This is a genomic window from Sedimentibacter sp. LTW-03 (genome assembly GCF_052059825.1).
Classification (GTDB): domain Bacteria; phylum Bacillota; class Clostridia; order Tissierellales; family Sedimentibacteraceae; genus Sedimentibacter.
The window spans coordinates 1,718,491-1,736,140 of the sequence record NZ_CP197180.1; the positions used below are offsets into that span (position 1 = coordinate 1,718,491).

Annotated in this window: 20 protein-coding genes; 9 read left to right on the forward strand and 11 right to left on the reverse strand. The window is 35.2% G+C overall.

What is annotated here, in order from left to right; all coding sequences use genetic code 11:
- Nucleotide 1: 1 nt before the first annotated feature.
- The 4 genes from ACS3UD_RS08600 to ACS3UD_RS08615 form a co-directional block, all read right to left on the reverse strand.
- The gene (locus ACS3UD_RS08600; RefSeq protein ID WP_308140012.1) at nt 2–1,150 is read right to left on the reverse strand and encodes an AI-2E family transporter; all 1,149 of its coding nucleotides are present in this window, start codon (nt 1,148–1,150) and stop codon (nt 2–4) included.
- Entirely contained in the window at nt 1,131–2,777 is a 1,647-nt protein-coding gene (locus ACS3UD_RS08605; protein ID WP_308140011.1) for a hypothetical protein, read from the reverse strand. Before ACS3UD_RS08605 ends, ACS3UD_RS08600 begins: the two co-directional genes overlap by 20 nt.
- A 9-nt stretch (nt 2,778–2,786) precedes the next feature.
- The gene (locus tag ACS3UD_RS08610; protein WP_308140010.1) at nt 2,787–3,557 is read right to left on the reverse strand and encodes an ABC transporter ATP-binding protein; all 771 of its coding nucleotides are present in this window, start codon (nt 3,555–3,557) and stop codon (nt 2,787–2,789) included.
- 325 nt (nt 3,558–3,882) lie between these two features.
- On the reverse strand, nt 3,883–4,338 hold the full coding sequence (locus ACS3UD_RS08615; RefSeq protein WP_308140009.1) for an Hsp20/alpha crystallin family protein: 456 nt from the start codon (nt 4,336–4,338) through the stop codon (nt 3,883–3,885).
- Nucleotides 4,339–4,674: 336 nt separating this feature from the next.
- On the opposite strand from ACS3UD_RS08615, the gene yedE reads away from it, so the two are divergent.
- Genes yedE through ACS3UD_RS08630 form a run of 3 tightly spaced genes read left to right on the forward strand, consistent with a single transcriptional unit; the run spans nt 4,675 to nt 6,230 of the window.
- Nucleotides 4,675–5,772: a YedE family putative selenium transporter gene (yedE, locus tag ACS3UD_RS08620; protein ID WP_308140008.1), complete on the forward strand. Its 1,098-nt coding sequence runs from the start codon at nt 4,675–4,677 to the stop codon at nt 5,770–5,772.
- Between the two features lie 12 nt (nt 5,773–5,784).
- Entirely contained in the window at nt 5,785–5,994 is a 210-nt protein-coding gene (locus ACS3UD_RS08625; protein WP_308140007.1) for a sulfurtransferase TusA family protein, read from the forward strand.
- Nucleotides 5,991–6,230 (forward strand): DUF3343 domain-containing protein, encoded by a 240-nt coding sequence (locus ACS3UD_RS08630; protein WP_308140006.1) that lies wholly within the window; start codon nt 5,991–5,993, stop codon nt 6,228–6,230. Before ACS3UD_RS08625 ends, ACS3UD_RS08630 begins: the two co-directional genes overlap by 4 nt.
- Before the next feature lie 110 nt (nt 6,231–6,340).
- Here the strand turns inward: ACS3UD_RS08630 and ACS3UD_RS08635 are convergent, their stop codons facing one another.
- The 3 genes from ACS3UD_RS08635 to ACS3UD_RS08645 form a co-directional block, all read right to left on the reverse strand.
- Nucleotides 6,341–7,339, reverse strand: a complete 999-nt coding sequence (locus tag ACS3UD_RS08635; RefSeq protein WP_308140005.1) for a nucleoid-associated protein — start codon at nt 7,337–7,339, stop codon at nt 6,341–6,343.
- Nucleotides 7,340–7,525: 186 nt separating this feature from the next.
- Nucleotides 7,526–7,717 carry a DUF4177 domain-containing protein gene (locus ACS3UD_RS08640; RefSeq protein WP_308140004.1) on the reverse strand — a complete coding sequence of 64 codons (192 nt, stop codon included), beginning with the start codon at nt 7,715–7,717 and terminating at the stop codon, nt 7,526–7,528.
- A gap of 61 nt (nt 7,718–7,778) precedes the next feature.
- On the reverse strand, nt 7,779–9,185 hold the full coding sequence (locus tag ACS3UD_RS08645) for a glycosyl hydrolase family 18 protein (protein ID WP_308140003.1): 1,407 nt from the start codon (nt 9,183–9,185) through the stop codon (nt 7,779–7,781).
- Nucleotides 9,186–9,439: 254 nt separating this feature from the next.
- Between ACS3UD_RS08645 and ACS3UD_RS08650 the strand changes: the two genes are divergently transcribed.
- Together ACS3UD_RS08650 and ACS3UD_RS08655 are read left to right on the forward strand one after the other, a co-directional pair.
- Complete coding sequence (locus ACS3UD_RS08650; RefSeq protein ID WP_308140002.1) at nt 9,440–10,414, forward strand: biotin--[acetyl-CoA-carboxylase] ligase; 975 nt, start codon at nt 9,440–9,442, stop codon at nt 10,412–10,414.
- Nucleotides 10,415–10,455: 41 nt separating this feature from the next.
- Entirely contained in the window at nt 10,456–11,004 is a 549-nt protein-coding gene (locus ACS3UD_RS08655) for a biotin transporter BioY (protein ID WP_308140001.1), read from the forward strand.
- Between the two features lie 42 nt (nt 11,005–11,046).
- Here the strand turns inward: ACS3UD_RS08655 and ACS3UD_RS08660 are convergent, their stop codons facing one another.
- Entirely contained in the window at nt 11,047–12,393 is a 1,347-nt protein-coding gene (locus ACS3UD_RS08660; protein WP_308140000.1) for an FAD-dependent oxidoreductase, read from the reverse strand.
- Nucleotides 12,394–12,594: 201 nt separating this feature from the next.
- Here ACS3UD_RS08660 and ACS3UD_RS08665 point away from each other — a divergent pair, with 201 nt between their 5' ends.
- The 4 genes from ACS3UD_RS08665 to ACS3UD_RS08680 are packed head-to-tail and all read left to right on the forward strand — an operon-like array spanning nt 12,595 to nt 15,500.
- Entirely contained in the window at nt 12,595–13,314 is a 720-nt protein-coding gene (locus tag ACS3UD_RS08665; protein ID WP_308139999.1) for a carboxypeptidase-like regulatory domain-containing protein, read from the forward strand.
- A 12-nt stretch (nt 13,315–13,326) separates the two neighbouring features.
- A complete protein-coding gene (locus ACS3UD_RS08670; RefSeq protein ID WP_308139998.1) occupies nt 13,327–14,739 on the forward strand; it encodes a peptidoglycan-binding domain-containing protein in 1,413 nt (470 codons plus the stop codon).
- A 27-nt stretch (nt 14,740–14,766) separates the two neighbouring features.
- Nucleotides 14,767–14,916 carry a hypothetical protein gene (locus tag ACS3UD_RS08675; protein WP_308139997.1) on the forward strand — a complete coding sequence of 50 codons (150 nt, stop codon included), beginning with the start codon at nt 14,767–14,769 and terminating at the stop codon, nt 14,914–14,916.
- Between the two features lie 56 nt (nt 14,917–14,972).
- The gene (locus ACS3UD_RS08680; protein WP_308139996.1) at nt 14,973–15,500 is read left to right on the forward strand and encodes a peptidoglycan-binding domain-containing protein; all 528 of its coding nucleotides are present in this window, start codon (nt 14,973–14,975) and stop codon (nt 15,498–15,500) included.
- Nucleotides 15,501–15,555: 55 nt separating this feature from the next.
- Here the strand turns inward: ACS3UD_RS08680 and ACS3UD_RS08685 are convergent, their stop codons facing one another.
- The 3 genes from ACS3UD_RS08685 to ACS3UD_RS08695 all read right to left on the reverse strand — a co-directional run bounded on the left by ACS3UD_RS08685 (nt 15,556) and on the right by ACS3UD_RS08695 (nt 17,355).
- Nucleotides 15,556–15,684, reverse strand: a complete 129-nt coding sequence (locus tag ACS3UD_RS08685; protein ID WP_308139995.1) for a hypothetical protein — start codon at nt 15,682–15,684, stop codon at nt 15,556–15,558.
- A gap of 100 nt (nt 15,685–15,784) precedes the next feature.
- Nucleotides 15,785–16,360, reverse strand: a complete 576-nt coding sequence (locus ACS3UD_RS08690) for a xanthine phosphoribosyltransferase (protein WP_308139994.1) — start codon at nt 16,358–16,360, stop codon at nt 15,785–15,787.
- Nucleotides 16,361–16,491: 131 nt separating this feature from the next.
- Nucleotides 16,492–17,355: a DegV family protein gene (locus tag ACS3UD_RS08695; RefSeq protein ID WP_308139993.1), complete on the reverse strand. Its 864-nt coding sequence runs from the start codon at nt 17,353–17,355 to the stop codon at nt 16,492–16,494.
- Nucleotides 17,356–17,650 lie beyond the last annotated feature (295 nt).

The following is a 17,650-nucleotide window of genomic DNA, read 5'->3' on the forward strand; positions in this document are numbered from 1 at the left end:
TTTATATTTCATTTCTTTTGTTTACAGCTTTTCTAAGTAATTTGTAAGCAGTCGCCACTAACGGAACTCCAAACAAAATGCCTGTTATTCCCATTAAACCTCCACCTACGGCCACAGCCGCAAAAACCCATATTCCAGGAAGCCCTATACTGCTTCCTACAACCTTTGGATATATAAAATTTCCTTCCAGCTGTTGAAGCACAACTATAAACACAAGAAACAATACTGCCTGAAACCAGTCTATAGTTACTATTAATAAAAATCCCAACACTGCTCCTATATATGCCCCAAGCATCGGAATAAGCGCTGTCAATCCAATAACCGGCCCTATGACTTTAGCATATGGAAACCTAAGGATAAGCATTCCTATGGTGCATAGAATTCCCAATATAACAGCTTCCTTGCACTGGCCCACTATGTAGCCTGAAAAAGTATCATTTGCAGTTTCCATAACTTCATAAAGTTTTTTTCTTGTGCTTGGTTTTATATATGCTTTAAATAGCCTATCAAATCTACGTTTCAATTCTTCCTTATCGGCCAGTATATATATTCCGAAGGTTAGTGCAAGTATAAATTTTATAACAGCTCCAAAAGCAGAGCCTATAAATGATACGGTACCGAATGTCCAGTTCCCCAGAATTTCCATGCTTTTTTTCAACACCTCTTCACCGTTCATGCTAAAGCCCTCCACCTTTTTCTGCAGTGACGGTATAACGTCCGAATTGTCAATGGCCCATTTTAAAGCACTGTCATAAACGTCAGGGAATCCCTTTATCAAGAGAGATACAAATTGGACAATTTGCGGTATGACTATATTAAGAAAAAATATAACTACTAAAATAATTGTCAGCAAAGAAAAAAGTATGCTCATTCCTCTTTTAGACTTATTGACTAATTTGTTTCTGCTCCTGGGGAAATATATTCTTTCGTAAAAAACAACCAGAATATTCAAAACAAACGCAATCGCAGCACCGTATATAAGCGGTGAAATAACGGCATTTATTTTTCTCATCACACCAATAGCGGCATCGAAATTAAGGACTACAATCATAACTAGCCCAATTAAAAGTATCATTTTTACAATAAAGTTCCGCTTTTTTAAATCATCCATCATGGCATCCCCTCTTTTATCATATTTTCTTTGCTTCATTTACTGGCTTAGTAACCTTAGGAGAAACAAATATCCAACTTAACGGCAGTAAAACCGCCATTAGGCCGATATAAATCCACACTCCCATTTGGAATCTTCGAAAAACAACATGCATAATAACTATGCATACTATCACTCCCAGTGAATAAATAAATTTATCCATATCTTTACCTTGGTTTGATTCATCTATAGGTCTTGAAAAAGGAAACTCTGTAAGATATATTCTCCCCAGCACCGGAAATATTGCTATAGTTGCAATCAGCATAGAAACTATATCAACAGCAAATCTATCCTTAAAAAGCACTATATAAATTGCACTGTTCACTATCATTAAAGGTATAAAAAGACGTATTACAACTGCTTCTAAAATTCCTCTGAACATCTTTTTTGTATCGGTAAATCCTGTAACAGCATATATATATGCACCCTTCCACGCGGATGAAAACAGTACAAGGTTTATGACAGAAGGAATAATCAGCAGATTAAAGTAAAGATACAGATATTCAAACCCAAGCGGTTCATAGCCCTTTCCCCTGACCCCCATATTAAATATCATGAGTACAGGAAGCAAAATTCCCGTAGACAGAGCAGGATATATTTTCAGCTTAAGGCTTCTATCGCTTCTAATTACAGAATTTGCAAAATGAAATGACTGCCTTGTCACCTCATTTCTGTTTAAAACTCTGCCCACAAGTGATTCAATCGGATGCCTCAAAGGCTTTTCACCTCCGTCACTTTCCAGCTTGAGCAAAAGAGATTCCATTTTTTTGCTTAGTTTTATATACACTATAAAGCAACTTACTGGGACTACAATTAATAACAATACAAATATGTACAGATACATTTCATCGCCACCGTTGAACAAGATTTCAAATGGTGCGCCGAACCACAGTATGGGATTTAAATAATTATAAACTTTAAAAGTATAGGTTATATTTTGCAGATCAGAAAAATCAATCATTCTAATTGCAATTTGATACCCTACAGTTACCAAAATTGTAAGCAGAATCTGAATATAATTAATTATATTCCTTAAAAACTCTCCGTCAAAAAATCTTAGCACCAAAATATATATAAATGCCGTAACCAAAAATATAAGCAAATCCATAAACAAAATTTCCAGCAACAACACAGGTATTGCCAACACTCCGTTTAGCATTACAATAGCTACAAGAGACGGGCCTGCAAGAAAGATATTGAGCCGAAACATGTATATCAAAATATGCAGAACCTTTGCCAAAGACACAGCTTTGCTATCCACAGGCTTGGTCATTAGAATATTCTTATCCTTTGTATCCAAAAGTACGAATGAAAAATCTGAAATCAGGTACATAGTTGTCATAAAAAACATCGCCCCTGAAAAATATATCATTCTTATCATTTCATCATTTATAAAATATATGAAAAACGCGAGAAATAAGCCAAAAATTAGATGAAGCAGGTATCTCTTAATGAATGAAGGATTTTCTGTTTCATTTTTTTTGTTTTGCCCTGATATAACAGGAGCTTTTCTTGAATCAAGCAAAAGCTTTGTATTTAATATTATTCGCATCATTTCATAGTCAATTCCTAATCTTCCAAACAAACCTTTAAAATTATCAAGAATTTTTAAAGACATAAATTCCATAATTACCTCCTAGCTCATAAATGCATCAATAAACTTATGAGCAAGCTTTTCATGATCGTGAAAACCTGTTACATCATTAAATATAGATTCAAGTGAAGAGTCAGATTTCTTTTGTCTAACCTCGTTCATTGTGCCGTCCAAGACAATATTGCCTTCATTTAACAGAAGTAACCTGTCGCTGAGTTTTTCCACAACCTCAAGTATATGTGACGAATAAAAAATAGTCTTTCCTGAATTTTTCAAGCCCTGAATAATTTCCTTAAACACAAGGACGCTGTTTGCATCTATACCGCCAAGAGGCTCATCCAGAAAAAGTATATCGGGATTATGAAGCATTCCAGTTATAATAGACAGCTTCTGCCTCATTCCTTTTGAAAATGTGTGAATCCTTCCGTCAATAGCTTCCTCAATACCAAATACACTCATCATCTCCTTTGCCTTTGAAACCGCCTTAATAGATCCTATACCGTAAAGCATACCTATAAACCCAATATATTCGCAGGCTGTGAGATTATCATACATATCCGATATCTCGGGAACATACCCGATTTTTCTCTTATAGTCGGTTTGTCCTTTGATATTTTCGCCGAATACATATACATCACCATCATAATCGTCAATCAAGCCGAGTATAATCTTTATTGTAGTGCTTTTACCGGCTCCGTTTGAACCTATATATCCTATAATTTCACCGCTGTTAACCGTAAAATTAATATCCTTAAGTACCTCCTTGCTTCCAAATCTTTTACTCACATGATTCAATTTCAAAACGTCAGCCATAAATCCTCCTGAAAATGCGCTTGCTTCAGAAGCGCGCCAATGCATTTTTTTAATTTAAATATATTATTGCTGTAAATCAATGGGGCTTTCATTCTTATCTCCCAAATTTTTAAAAAGAATTCCTTATTCTACTTATTATCATCAGCAAGTACACCTGAATATCCATTAATATGCTCACCTTGAAATAATAATATTATCTTAACATATAATTATCATTATTTCAGCTCAAATGTTAAAATTAATAATCATTCTGCCATAAATAACAGATGACACAAAGCACAAAAAAAGTAAAGGAAACAGATTAATACCTGCTTCCTTTACTTTTTTATTCAATATCGATTTTAACAGATTTATTTGGTCTTGATTCTTTTGGAACCGCAATTTTTAAGACGCCGTTATCAAGGCCGGCTTTTATATCCTGCGATTTTGCATCCTCCAGGTAAATGCATCTGCTCATTGAACTGTAACGTCTTTCTCTATGAATGTAGTTTTTCTTCTCTTCATTTACATTTTCTTCTTTTTTTACATTAATACTTAGTTTCCCGTCATCCATTTCAATATTTACTTCATCTTTGCTGACACCCGGCAGCTCTGCTTCAATTAAGTATTTTTTATCGTCTTCCTGAACATCGACCTTGAAGGTATCTTTAATAAAATTCTTGCCTGATGGCCAGTTAAAATTAAAAAAGTCATCAACCATGTTGTAAAAGTTACCAAAATCATCAAAATCCTTACTCATTAAACTTCTGTTCTTTCTGTTAAATGGTACTAATCCAGACATGCTCAACATCTCCTTTATTATTAAATTTATTTTGTTAGCACTCTCGTCTGGTGAGTGCTAATCTTATGGTTATATAATACCACTCATTTATAATTTGTCAACTACTTTTAGAAAAGATTTTTAATTTTTTTCATCTTTTTCTCATTTAATAATTAAAATGTTTAACTATTAGTAGGAGTTATTTTCAAAAACAAATGTAGAATTATTAAAATACATCCATTTTTTCTTAAAATATAAATGTTTGTTATGCAATGTGCTGCTTTTTTAACTTTTTTCTATTTTACTTTCAAAAGATTGTGAAATATAATACAATTATTGATATGTTAGGAGGAAGAAATGGAAAAAGAAAAATTATCAGACGAAAAAATACCTTTTTTTGAAAGCAAAAAAGGTATAATTTTTGCCGGCGGAGCAGTAGGAATCATAGCTTTAATATTAGTTGCTCTTGGAAACCCCCAAAACATGGGATTCTGCATAGCATGTTTTGAAAGAGACATAGCAGGAGCTTTAGGCCTCCACAGAGCGGCGGTAGTTCAATACATAAGGCCTGAAATAATAGGATTAATCTTAGGAGCATTTATTGCCGCTTTAGCAGGTAAAGAGTTTAAGTCTAAAGGTGGATCTTCACCAATTACAAGATTTTTCATAGGAATAGCCGTAATGATTGGCGCCCTGATGTTCTTAGGATGTCCTCTGAGAATGGTACTTAGAATAGGCGGAGGAGATCTAAATGCAATTGTTGGACTGGTTGGTTTCATGGCCGGAATAGGTGTGGGAATATTATTTTTAAATAAGGGTTTTTCGCTCAAAAGAAATTACAAAACATCCTCATTTGACGGATATGTAATGCCTATTGCATCAGTTGGACTGTTTATACTTCTGCTGGCTGCACCAGCGTTCATTTTCTTCAGCGAAGAAGGTCCTGGAAGCATGCATGCACCAATTTTTATTGCACTTGTATGCGGCTTGATTGTAGGATTTTTATCACAAAAGACAAGACTTTGCATGGTTGGAGGCCTCAGAGATAAAGTAATGTTCAAACAGAATTACTTGCTTCTTGGCTTTGTTGCAATTATTGTTGTAACAGCAATAGGCAATCTTGTTCTCGGAAACTTCAACCTAGGGTTTGCTGAACAGCCTGTTTCACATACTGACGGCCTTTGGAACTTCCTCGGTATGGCTCTTGTAGGTTGGGGATCCGTTCTTTTAGGCGGCTGCCCGTTGAGACAGCTTATACTTTCAGGTGAAGGAAATTCAGATTCAGCTGTTACAGTCTTCGGAATGATAGTCGGTGCCGCATTTGCTCATAATTTTTCTTTGGCTTCAAGCGGAAACGGACCTACTCCAAATGGACAAATTGCAGTTATAATATGTTTTGCATTTATATTGCTTTTGTCAATAGCAAACTCAGATTTGCTTAAAAAAAATAGTTAAGAGGTGAAAAAAATGAGAATTGATACATGTGGTACTTCTTGCCCTCAGCCGGTATTAATGACAAAAAAAGCTCTGAGTGGCAATACGGGAGCAGATAAAATTGAAGTGCTGACAGACAATAACACTTCAAAAACAAACGTAAAAAAATACCTTTTAAGCAATGGATTCAATGTTGAAATAGAAGAAGCTGATGATTTATTTATTGTCAGAGGAATAAAATGAAATACACAGTAGTTTTTCATACTCAGTCCGGTGCAATAAAGTTTGACAGCAAAATGAAAAAACTAAACATACCCTGCACCTTGCAGCCTGTACCGAGAAAGCTCAGTTCCAGCTGCGGAATATGTGCCAGGCTTGCTTATGAGGAAAATCCTCTAACTCTTGTAGAACCGGAAATTGAAAGAATTTATGAGGATAAATCAACTAACCAATATGTGCTGTTGTATGAAGATGAATAATCCAATAGTCGCAGATATTTCTGCGTACCACCAGCATAAAATTAAGGTTGCGAAATGCAAAAAAGGCTGTCTCTTTTTAGAGGCCGCCTTTTTAACGCGTTCAAACATTATTATTTGTCAACTATGTTGTCAATATTTTTCAGCATAATTGAAATTGTACCATTAGTGTTAGTAATAAACTCTACCTTTTCCTTGTCACTCAACATTTCATAAGGAATATTTATTTCAATTCCTTCATCGGTAATAAATTTTTGCTTAGTTTTTATTTTATTTGCATAGTTAAAGTTTACTTTGATTTCCGGCTCTCTTATGCCCTTCATCTGAATTTCTTCGTTGTATACCTTCCTTGCAGCCTCATCCTTAAACGCTTTTTCAGATATTTCTTCTATGTTTATATTCAACTTTTCTTCAACATTTTCTCTTATTATATTTTTTACACGGCTTTTCATAAGCATATCATCATCGTAGTATTCCTTGATAATTTTATCTGTCGCTTGAGTTATAATTTTCACTTTTTCCTTGTCAGGCTTCTCCTCCTTACATTCAAGTATGTGCTTTGAAATATAGTAGCTGGGTTCATTATAAACCTGGCATTTTCTCTCTTTTACAAATACATCAAGGCTGTTTAAATCGACAAATATGAATTCGTCTATTTTTTGTGATGTAGCCGGCAATGAACAAGGCTGTTCTATTATAATATTTTTTGTAGTGTCATCCTGCTTCGTAAAATGGATATATCCTTTTTTGTAATTGAGCTTAAGTATCACTATATAGTCCTTGTTAAATACATTAGCTTGTACAAACATCAAATCACAAGGTTTTATATCAGGGTTTTCAGCTATTATCTTAAAGAAAAATTCAGAAACCTCTCTTGAAAATTTTATAAAGTCATCATTTTTTAAATATTGATTAACCAGCTTTAAAAATATTCCATCTTGATTTACAAATTTTGTTTTCTTTAAATCTGCGTCATTATAACTCTTTAAGATGTGTTTTTCCGTATATTCTCTCATCTGATCATTAAATGACATGAGATTTTCGGAAAGAACAGGAATTCCAAGACTTGGATCAAGAATGTGAAGTATCGCCTTCGTTATTGAAACACTCATTTTTACCTCTCCATAAAGTTGATTATTCAATTATACATCATAAGCATTTTATTTACCAAACATTCTGACCAAAATTATGCACATTTTTTACTCCTGTGTTTTCAGTTTCCCCAGTGTATGGTTTTACTCATCAAAAAAGCCCTAACTATACACTTAGTCAATTAAGGACTTAATTTTAATATTTAATCACTCTTGTTTCATTTCCCTTTCAAACACCAGGTCAAATTCGAATATAACACCATGTCCGTTGCTTTCCGTTGGTATGGCAGTTACAAATCTCCATCCTTCTCTGCTGTACCTGTCTATTAACTCTCTGTGGTTTTGTTTTCCGTTAAATACTCCTCCTGTTGTTGCCTTTACAAACTTGTACTTGTACATTCTTCCACACTCCTCACATCTTATTTTATTAAAGCTATATAATGTCTATCTTAATATAAATCTAATTAGTTTCCTGTTCCTTTTCTGTCAACAAAACTGTTCTGCTGCTGCCGTGCCAGTCAATTTGATACTCGAACGCTTCAAAAACCGTTCTTAGTGGAATGTACGTTCTTCCGCTTATTATAAATGATTTTGCATCTGTTTTAATTTCTTTTTCATTTATATAAACAACATCTTTATCAACTGGAATTTTTACTGTTATATCATCCTTGACAGCAGTTACAATTCTATTTTCATTGTCATATCTCACTTTCGCTCCTATTGCCTCCAGAGGCATCCTGAGCGGAAGCATCGTTCTGCCTGCTTCACTTATAAACGGCTTTCCATAGCCTTCGCTTTCCGAAAACACCAATTCCCTTCCATTTAAAACAACTGTTACATAACTGTTCATTTCATCTGCTGATAAATTAGCAGTTTTCTTAACGATATCGTCTATCATGGAGACTATGCTATATTTGTCATTTGTGTCTTCATTGACATCAAAAAGCATTACTCCCCCCGCCTTGCTCAAAGATATTACAGTCTTTTCTCTTAACGTATTTATTCCGTTATAATATGATTCCAGCGGGTCTGTTGGCGCATAATCCGTATATGCATATTCTGTATTCATAGAAACTAAATGTCTGTACTGCATCCAACTGGGTCTGGCATATAGAGGCATTCCAAGTACAATTTTCTCGGACGGTACTCCTCTGTTCAGCCAATAATCTATGGATGTTTCGGAAAACCACAAAGGGCTGTGATCGGCATTACTTATATCATATGCCATTACATTTATAAAACTGAAACTTTCAAGACATTTGTCCGTCAGTACCATAGAAGGCTCCGGCCCAGCAGTCTTAGACCAAGCACCGTTTAGTGCCGCTGTCATTTCCTTTCCCATCTGTTTTAGTGCTTCACTCAACTCAACTGCAAGTTTTTCATAATCAAATGCAGTATTTGCATTTGGATGCTCCCAGTCAAGCTCAACTCCATCAAGGTTGTATTCTTCAACAATATCAGCTATATTTTCTATAAACGCTTTTCTCTTTTCATCCGATGAAGCAATCTCCTCAAATACAGGCTGCAAGGTGTTCCCTTCATATGACCAGCCTCCCACAGCAATGAAAACATTCGTTCCATCAGCATGGCATTTTTCAACCAATTTTCTAAGTTTCTCTGGATTCTTCAATTCAATAAGCGAACCATCCTCTTGAGGAATCAAAAAAGCATATATGACATGAGTCAACTTATCCGTCTGCAAATTCTCCAAGGGCTCATCAAACAAGTCCCCCGAATAATATCCTATAACTTTAAACTTTTTTCCGCTTTCATTTTCATCGTATTCTGCGGCAGATGCATTTACCAAGAATACATTAACAAACAAAATCAATGCAATTAGACCGTATGTTAAATTTTTTCTTTTCATAATAACCCTCTCTTAAATATATTCCAATGTTTCCTTATACATTTTAACTCCATACACAAAAATATTGCCTAATGCAATACAAAAATCAGCCGGTATTTTTTATCTCTTTCTTATAATAGACTTATTCTGTTCAAAATTTGTTCCAAAATAAAATTAAAATCTTTTACAATAAGATAGATGTATTGTTAACCATTTTTTTTTTTTGGTTGACAATCTTTCTTTGTAATTATATAATATCATATCGAGGTGATAGTATGACAGTAAAAAATGAGGTTTTAAATATTTTGGAGCAATATAAAGGCAAGAGTATCTCCGGACAGGAACTGGCAGAAAAACTATGTGTTTCCAGAACATCTATATGGAAAGCAATTAATTCGCTAAAAAATGAAGGTTACATAATCACAGGAGTTTCTAACAAAGGGTATTCACTGTCAAAAACTTCGGATATTTTATCATCAGAGGGTATTAGGACATTTTTAAGCGACGAATACAAAAATATATCTTTGACCGTTCACAAAACTATTGGTTCCACAAACACAGAAGCAAAACTTATGTCAATGAAACATGCAGATCATGGAACTGTAATTTTGTCTGAGGAGCAAACCGAAGGCAGAGGCAGAATGGGAAGAAGTTTCTATTCTCCGTCCGAATCCGGCATTTATATGAGTATTATTTTAAAGCCAAAGCTGAACATATCTGATTCTGTGCTGATTACTACTGCCGCAGCAGTTGCCGTATGTCTTTCCATCGATAAATTCACAAACCAATATGCTGAAATCAAATGGGTCAATGATGTATATATTGGCGGTAAAAAAGTTTGCGGAATATTGACGGAAGCAGTTACTGATATGGAAAGCGGAACAGTGAGCAGCATCGTAGTCGGCATAGGTTTAAATGTCCAGACCGAACTTTTCCCGCCGGAGCTAAAAGAAACAGCCGGATCTATATTTAGTTCAAGGGAAGGTCACTCCATACGAAATCAACTTTCAGCAGAAATAATAAACAATATTTTGTCAATATGCAATGAAATTGAAACCCGGTCATTTTTAAAGATATATAAGGATAGGTCCATGATTTTAGGCGAAAGAATAAGATACCTAAAAAATGGCAAGTGGATTGAAGGGTACGCCCAGGATATAGATGAACATGGTGGGCTGGTTGTCTTCCACGATGACGACAATAAGGAAATTCTCCATTCAGGAGAAATATCTGTTAGAAAGCAACAATAAGAAAAAGAACATCATTTTAATATACTAAATAAGGAGTATTTATGACTACAATGAAACTTACAGCAAAGGATATTACACAAATAGGAATGTTTTCCGCATTGACTGCAATAGGTGCATTTCTTACAATTCCCGTAGGGCCTGTGCCAATTACACTTCAATCTTTTTTTGTACTTTTATCAGGTATAATGCTTGGTTCAAAAAAAGCAATGTATTCACAACTGGTTTATATTCTGCTGGGATTAGCAGGCCTCCCTATATTTTCAGGTTTTTCAGGGGGATTGCAGCACGTCCTTAAACCAAGCTTCGGATTCCTAATAGGATACATATTTGCAGCATATATCACAGGAAAAATAGCCGAAAAAAATTCAACAGCAAAAAACTTATTACTTGCTGTATTTGCAGGAACTGCGGTATTGTACGCTATCGGGATTCCATACATGTACTACATACTGAATATAATGCTTGCAAAGAACTTTACAATGGCTCAAATACTAAATATGGGGATGTTCATGTTCATTCCGGGAGATACGTTAAAAGCCGCCGTTGCGGTGTTTGCAGGGGAAAAAATAAAGGCAAGGCTTACTGTATAACTTCATATACCGCAAGCCCCGCACCAATTTTGTGAGCGGCAGCTACTTTTTGCGATTGCCGTCTAAAGCCGCTCTCAATTTTGCTCCCGAATAATAAACCGGATCTCTAGGAATAGAATATGGTGGTGAATAAGCCAAATCTAAATGCATTAAGTCTTCAGCTTTTGCCTTCAATGAAATAGCAGTTACAAATACATCAAGCCTCTTATCTACTCCTTCGAAGCCTACTATTTGAGCTCCTAAAACAATTCCTGTCTTTCTGTCGGCAACAGCTTTTATAATTATTGGCTTTCCACCCAAGTATTCAGGTTTATTATATTTTTGATCTATTATAGAAACCGCATCATATCCATTCATTTTAGCTTCTGCTTCAGATAATCCGGTCTGCCCTACAGTCATATCAAAAATTCTGTAAATTCCCGTTCCTAGTATGCCTCTAAATTCATCAGCTTTTCCGCATATGCTGCTTCCTGCAATTGTTCCCGTTTTATTGGCGGTTGATCCCAACGGCCTGTACATAGCTTTACCGGTAATTGTATTATAAGATTCTGCACAGTCCCCGCAACTGTAAATGTCAGCGATATTTGTTCTCATATGCTTGTCAGTTTTTATCGCTCCTGTAACTCCTATTTCAACTCCTGCGCCGGCAGCGAGCTCAACATTCGGCTTTATACCTGCAGCAACCAGTATTATGTCGGCTTCAACAATTTTTCCGTCATTTAATACTACACCTTTTTCATTGATTTCTTTTGTAGGTGCATTCGTAATTACTGTGACCTTTTTTTGTGTTAGATAATTTTCAATATAGGATGTCATGTCTCCGTCCATGCCTTTTGAAATTGTAGACCGTGCAATTAATGTCACTTCCATTCCAAGCTTTTTAAAACTTTCGCACATTTCCATACCTATAAAACCGCTTCCGATAATTGCAGCCTTTTTAGGAATTTCGCTTTCAATAAATGATTTAATTAAATTCATATTTTCTATATTTCTCAAAAAGAAGACATTATTTCTTTCAATTCCTTTTATATCAGGTACATCAATTCTTGCTCCAGTTGCAATTATAAGCTTATCATATATGTCAGTAAATGTTTCATTCATTAAAATGTTTTTAACTGTAACTGACTTTGAATTCGGATCTATTGACACAACCTCATGCTCGGTCATTACGTCTATATTGCTTTTCTTCTTAAAAAATTCAGAGTTCCGAGGAATTAAACTGCTTAAATCTGTAAATTCGTTGCTAATATAGTATGGCATGCCACACCCTGCATACGAAATATATTTATCCCTTTCGTAAATTACTATTTCTGCATTTTTATCGTTTCTTCTTATCTCTGTTGCAGCAGATGTGCCTGCTGCTACTGCACCAACAATAATTATTCTCATAAATCCTCCTCATCTAAAATATAATTAATAAATACCCTATATATCTTATTCTAAACCGACATATGTCAATTTTATCTGCTATAACAGATATTTTCAGGCTTGTACTATTTTGCGGCATCTGCTGTTCGCATAAACTCGCTGTTTAAATCAATGATAAACTCTTTCGATTTTTCAATCACGGGATAAGCAAATCGAGTCTGAATGCATATAATAGATATTATTTACTATGTAATTTATCGGAAGGATGTGACTATTCTGAAAAATAAAAATTATCCATTTATACCAGATTCATATTTAAAAGACAATTATTTTAGCAGTAATGAGTCCTATACGGCACGAAATATACTGTCAAACAAAATCTATTCTTCATCTGTTTTTGCCCAGGAAACTCCTCCGTTATCTCCGGAACAGAAACCTGAGAATGAACAGCAGCCTGCTATACGAGAACAGGCTCCCGAATCGGGACTCCCGCCAGGCGATATTCCTGCAGCTCCGGCAGAGCCCAGTAAGATAACCGAAGAAGAATCGGAAGAAGTTGGATACATATCAGTGGGCGTTTTTACTGCGTCAGGCGCTTTGCCTGTGGAAGATGCCGTTGTTACAGTATACACACTCGATGAAAACAATGAAGAAAATGTCATAACACATCTTGTCACAGATGCTAACGGTCAGGTTCCCACAATAGAATTGCCTGTACTATATGACGGTACAGCCTCTGGTGGAAGGTCTTATACAACTTACAATCTACGAATTCAAGCTATTAACTATTATACTGTAAACATTCTTGATTTCCGTGTGTTTCCTGACATTACAACAAATTTTACTATTGATATGATTCCGGTAGCAGCAGGCCCGACAGAATCAAGACCTGATATGACTTTTGTCATACCTCCGAGTCCGGCTGATATTTCAAATGATTAAGGTGGTGCTATAATGAGTATAGAAATTCCGGGATTAACACAAGTTGTAATACCGGCCGCAATAACAGTTCATCTGGGATCTCCGGATGAAGTTGCCGAAAACGTAACGGTATCTTTTTTAGACTATATAAAAAATGTTGCCTCCAGTGAATTATATCCCACATGGCCTGAAGAGGCTCTGAGAGCAAATGTATACGCCATAGTTTCTACAGCATTAAACAGAGTCTTTACTGAGTGGTACAGGTCAAGAGGGTACAATTTTGATATTACCAACGATACCCGTTACGACCAGGCCTTCGTTCCAAACAGAGGAATATTCGACAACGTTGCAGCTATTGTTGATGATTTATTTGACAGTTACATCGTAAAACAAGGACGTCTTGAACCTCTTTATGCACAATTCTGCGACGGTCGTATTTCACAATGCCCCGGGCTACTTCAATGGGGTTCAGTAGATTTATCTGAGCAAGGTTATACACCATATGAGATTCTTCAATATTATTACGGGGATAATATTGATTTAAGAACCGATACTCCATTAGCTGAAGCATATGAAACATTTCCTGGAATTCCGCTTCAGCTGGGGGACAACAACCCCTATGTGCTTCTGATGCAAATTTCGCTTAATACAATTTCCACAAATTATCCGGCAATACCGAAAATTCCAAGTCCCACAGGAACATTTGACGAACCAACACAAGCAGCCGTAGAAGAATTTCAAAGAATTTTTAACCTCCCGGTTACAGGTATCATAGATAAACCGACCTGGTACAGCATTCGAAGAATATACACTGCAGTAACATCCTTGGCCGAATTAACTTCACAAGGTATTATGCTGAGTGAAATTCCTCAATTTACACCGACGCCGGGATCCGAGGAGGTAGTACCGAGAGTTCAGGCAGTTCAGTATTTTCTTAACGTTTTGTCCGCATATTATAATACAATTCCTTCGGTTGATATCAGCGGTATATTAGATACTCTTACGAGAACATCCATAATGGAATTTCAAAACACATTTGGGCTTCCCATAACAGGAATTGTAGACGAACAAACATGGAATGCCATGTATGACGCTGTTGAAGGAATACTCGAGACACTGCCGCCGACTGCCATCGCTCTTCCTTCTCTGCTATGGCCCGGCACCGTATTCCAACTGGGCTCTGAAGGGCCGGAAATATATATACTTCAACAATACCTGGCATATATAGGTTCTGTACTTGAAGGATTGCCTCCCATAGATCCCGATGGAGTGTACGGACCAAAAACAGAACAGGCCGTAAGAGACTTTCAAAATTATTTTGGAATAGATGAAACGGGTGTGGTGGATCAATACACTTGGAACAGAATAATACTTATATATAGAAATCTAAGATTTGGGAATTCAAGAAATATAGGTCAATTCCCCGGGAGTGATATTGGAGGTTAATAATTAAATCTGCCTGTATTGCATAATATGGAAACACCTACAGAGAATGGTTCTTCAGAGTATCATCTTGTTATTGAATCGCCGGGATATCATACAACCGTTGTTATAGACGTAGAAATATATCCTGATATAGTAACACAATTTAATATAAATCTAACTCCGGTTCTCAGAAAGTAGAAGAAAAAATAAATAAGATACCAGTGCCGGCTAATGTATATATAAAGGAGGTAAAAATGAAAAGTAAGTTAGACGCTGTGAAAGCTGCAAATCCTGTTCTGGAAATACAATTTAAATTGAGAGATATTTCTAATATACATCAAGATATCCCTAAAGTACTGCCCACCGGAAAATTTAACGGAGAAACTGAACTTGCAGTAAAGGAATTTCAAAAAAAATTTAATCTCCCCGCTACCGGAAAGGTTGACTTTTCTACATGGAGCACTCTCAATAAGGAACATGCGAACTGTATGCACTGTATCAATACTCCAAGCCCAGTATGTTGCTTTCCAAAAAATGTTGAGTCATACAAACGAGTCGACAGTTGCAATTTAATTTATATATTACAAATAATACTAAAAAACTATCATAAAAAATATAAAAATTATCCAGATATTGATTTGAACGGAGTATTTGATGAACGAACAGAAGAAGCTGTTAAAATGTTCCAAAGGTCAAGCTACTTGCTCGAAACCGGAAAATTAGACAGACAAACGTGGAATTTACTTAATAAAATACATGAAATATGCAATCTGTATGAATAGTATTAATGAATCATCGATAAATAAGACCGCTTACACGGTCTTATTTATTTACAACTTACTTATTTTTCTCCCAGGCAATTAAAACAATATCTCTGCCTAATTCCATTTTCATTTGTTCTTCCATGCGTTTGAAATATTCGCAGTCATTTTCCTTCATATTAGCTATGCAGTAATTTTTATCCATAGTTAAACCATTACCTCCATTGTAAGTAAGAGACTGATTATCAGTCTTTTTTTAGTTTAATCAATATGATATAAAATATTCAGCACAATGTTCATTTGGATTAATCTTCCCTGAAAACAATTTTTCCGTTCTTCATATCTTCTACAATTGCAAGACTTTTTAAATTAAAGCCTTCATTTCTTAAATAGCTCCCGCCTTTTTGAAATCCTTTTTCTATGGCAATGCCGATACCTTCAACAGACGCACCGCTTTCATTCACCAGTTTAATCAAGCTTTTCATAGCATTTCCTTCTGCAAGAAAGTCATCTATTATAAGCAATTTATCTTCGCTATTTAAGTATTTTTTGCTTATCATGATATTATATTCCTTATTCTTTGTGTAAGAAAAAACTTTTCCATTATATATATCCTTATCTAAATTAAGGCTTTCAGTTTTTTTTGCAAAAACAACCGGAACGTTAAAGCACAATGCAGCCATCGAAGCTATTGCAATACCACTTACTTCAATTGTCAATATTTTCGTTATATCCCTGTCTTTAAAAAGCCTGTGCAGCTCTTCTCCCATTTCGTATAAGAAGCCTATATCAAGCTGATGATTCAAGAAGCTGTCAACCTTCAGAACATTGCCTTCCCTTATTTCACCGCGGTCTATTATCATTTTCTTTAATTTATCCATAGCCATCCTCAAATTAAATTATGTATTACAAGCTGTTATAAATAGTTATATTATCAAAACTATGCACATAAATCAAGGCAAACCAAAAAATATAAATCATTTTCTTCCTTGTTTTGCGCAATTTACGAATTTTACCTTTTTTCTCCCATAAATACGAGGCATATCATCCCTGGCCCGGTGTGCGATCCAATTATAGGTCCTATATTATTAATAACCACATCTTTTACCTTAACCCTTTTCATAACCAATTCTTTCAGATGCTCCGCGTCTTCAGCACAATCGGCATGATTTATAAAAACCACTTGCTCTTCTGGGGTTTCAATCAATTGAAGTTTATCAAGCAATTCTTTCAGTGCTTTTTTTCTTCCTCTTATTTTTTTGATAATATTTAATTTTCCTTCGTCATCTACATTAAGCATAGGCTTGACATCAAGCATGCTTCCTACTGCAGCAGCGGCAGCAGATATCCTACCGCCCCTTTTTAAATGATCCAGACTGTCAATAATAAACCAATGGTTGGATCTAAGTTTATTGTTTTCAACCCACTCAATAATTTCGCCATATGATTTTCCATTCTTTAAAAGATTATTGGCATAAAAAATTATTGCGCCCAGGCCTATGGAAGCACTTTTCGAATCAATTACCGCAATATTCGCATCAGGAATTTCATCAAGTATATTGTTTCTGGCAAGTATGGAATTATTGAATGTTTGGCTCAGAGCCGAGGAAAACCCTATATAAATAACTGCTTTTCCTTCATCTATATATCTTCTAAATACTTTTTCAAAATTATACACAGATATTTGTGAAGTAGAAGGCATTGCTCCATGCCTCAGCTCGTCATAAAATCTATCGTAGCTGAGAGATTTTCCAAAATCATCAACATATCCCTTTTCTCCTATAGTATATGGGAAAGGTATAGCTTCCAAACCATTCTCATCTAAATATTCTCGCGACAAATCACAGCTTGAGTCTGTTAAAATAATAGTCTTCATCAATAATTTCCCCTTCTAGTCCTATCTTCATTTATGTAAATTTACTTTAGTAATATCTCTATTATAAAGTAAATTTCATAATTTGAAAACTATTTATTATTTTATATGAATTCCTGACATAAAAAAACAGCATAGTCTGTAGAATCAGATATACTGTATTAAGTCAAAACTGAAATTATTTTTATTTTTTATATTTAAGTATCTCATCCAGCAAATTTTCATTTTGCGCTATAACCAGCGTATTTGATAAAGGAACACATATGAAATTTTACGTTGCATAAGTAAACTAAAAACC

Coding starts and splice junctions, on each gene's coding strand:
- ACS3UD_RS08600 (WP_308140012.1), bottom strand. CDS start 1,150: ATGAAGCAAAGAAAATATGATAAAAGAGGGGATGCCATGATGGATGAT.
- ACS3UD_RS08605 (WP_308140011.1), bottom strand. CDS start 2,777: ATGGAATTTATGTCTTTAAAAATTCTTGATAATTTTAAAGGTTTGTTT.
- ACS3UD_RS08610 (WP_308140010.1), bottom strand. CDS start 3,557: ATGGCTGACGTTTTGAAATTGAATCATGTGAGTAAAAGATTTGGAAGC.
- ACS3UD_RS08615 (WP_308140009.1), bottom strand. CDS start 4,338: ATGTCTGGATTAGTACCATTTAACAGAAAGAACAGAAGTTTAATGAGT.
- yedE (WP_308140008.1), top strand. CDS start 4,675: ATGGAAAAAGAAAAATTATCAGACGAAAAAATACCTTTTTTTGAAAGC.
- ACS3UD_RS08625 (WP_308140007.1), top strand. CDS start 5,785: ATGAGAATTGATACATGTGGTACTTCTTGCCCTCAGCCGGTATTAATG.
- ACS3UD_RS08630 (WP_308140006.1), top strand. CDS start 5,991: ATGAAATACACAGTAGTTTTTCATACTCAGTCCGGTGCAATAAAGTTT.
- ACS3UD_RS08635 (WP_308140005.1), bottom strand. CDS start 7,339: ATGAGTGTTTCAATAACGAAGGCGATACTTCACATTCTTGATCCAAGT.
- ACS3UD_RS08640 (WP_308140004.1), bottom strand. CDS start 7,717: ATGTACAAGTACAAGTTTGTAAAGGCAACAACAGGAGGAGTATTTAAC.
- ACS3UD_RS08645 (WP_308140003.1), bottom strand. CDS start 9,185: ATGAAAAGAAAAAATTTAACATACGGTCTAATTGCATTGATTTTGTTT.
- ACS3UD_RS08650 (WP_308140002.1), top strand. CDS start 9,440: ATGACAGTAAAAAATGAGGTTTTAAATATTTTGGAGCAATATAAAGGC.
- ACS3UD_RS08655 (WP_308140001.1), top strand. CDS start 10,456: ATGACTACAATGAAACTTACAGCAAAGGATATTACACAAATAGGAATG.
- ACS3UD_RS08660 (WP_308140000.1), bottom strand. CDS start 12,393: ATGAGAATAATTATTGTTGGTGCAGTAGCAGCAGGCACATCTGCTGCA.
- ACS3UD_RS08665 (WP_308139999.1), top strand. CDS start 12,595: ATGCATATAATAGATATTATTTACTATGTAATTTATCGGAAGGATGTG.
- ACS3UD_RS08670 (WP_308139998.1), top strand. CDS start 13,327: ATGAGTATAGAAATTCCGGGATTAACACAAGTTGTAATACCGGCCGCA.
- ACS3UD_RS08675 (WP_308139997.1), top strand. CDS start 14,767: ATGGAAACACCTACAGAGAATGGTTCTTCAGAGTATCATCTTGTTATT.
- ACS3UD_RS08680 (WP_308139996.1), top strand. CDS start 14,973: ATGAAAAGTAAGTTAGACGCTGTGAAAGCTGCAAATCCTGTTCTGGAA.
- ACS3UD_RS08685 (WP_308139995.1), bottom strand. CDS start 15,684: ATGGATAAAAATTACTGCATAGCTAATATGAAGGAAAATGACTGCGAA.
- ACS3UD_RS08690 (WP_308139994.1), bottom strand. CDS start 16,360: ATGGATAAATTAAAGAAAATGATAATAGACCGCGGTGAAATAAGGGAA.
- ACS3UD_RS08695 (WP_308139993.1), bottom strand. CDS start 17,355: ATGAAGACTATTATTTTAACAGACTCAAGCTGTGATTTGTCGCGAGAA.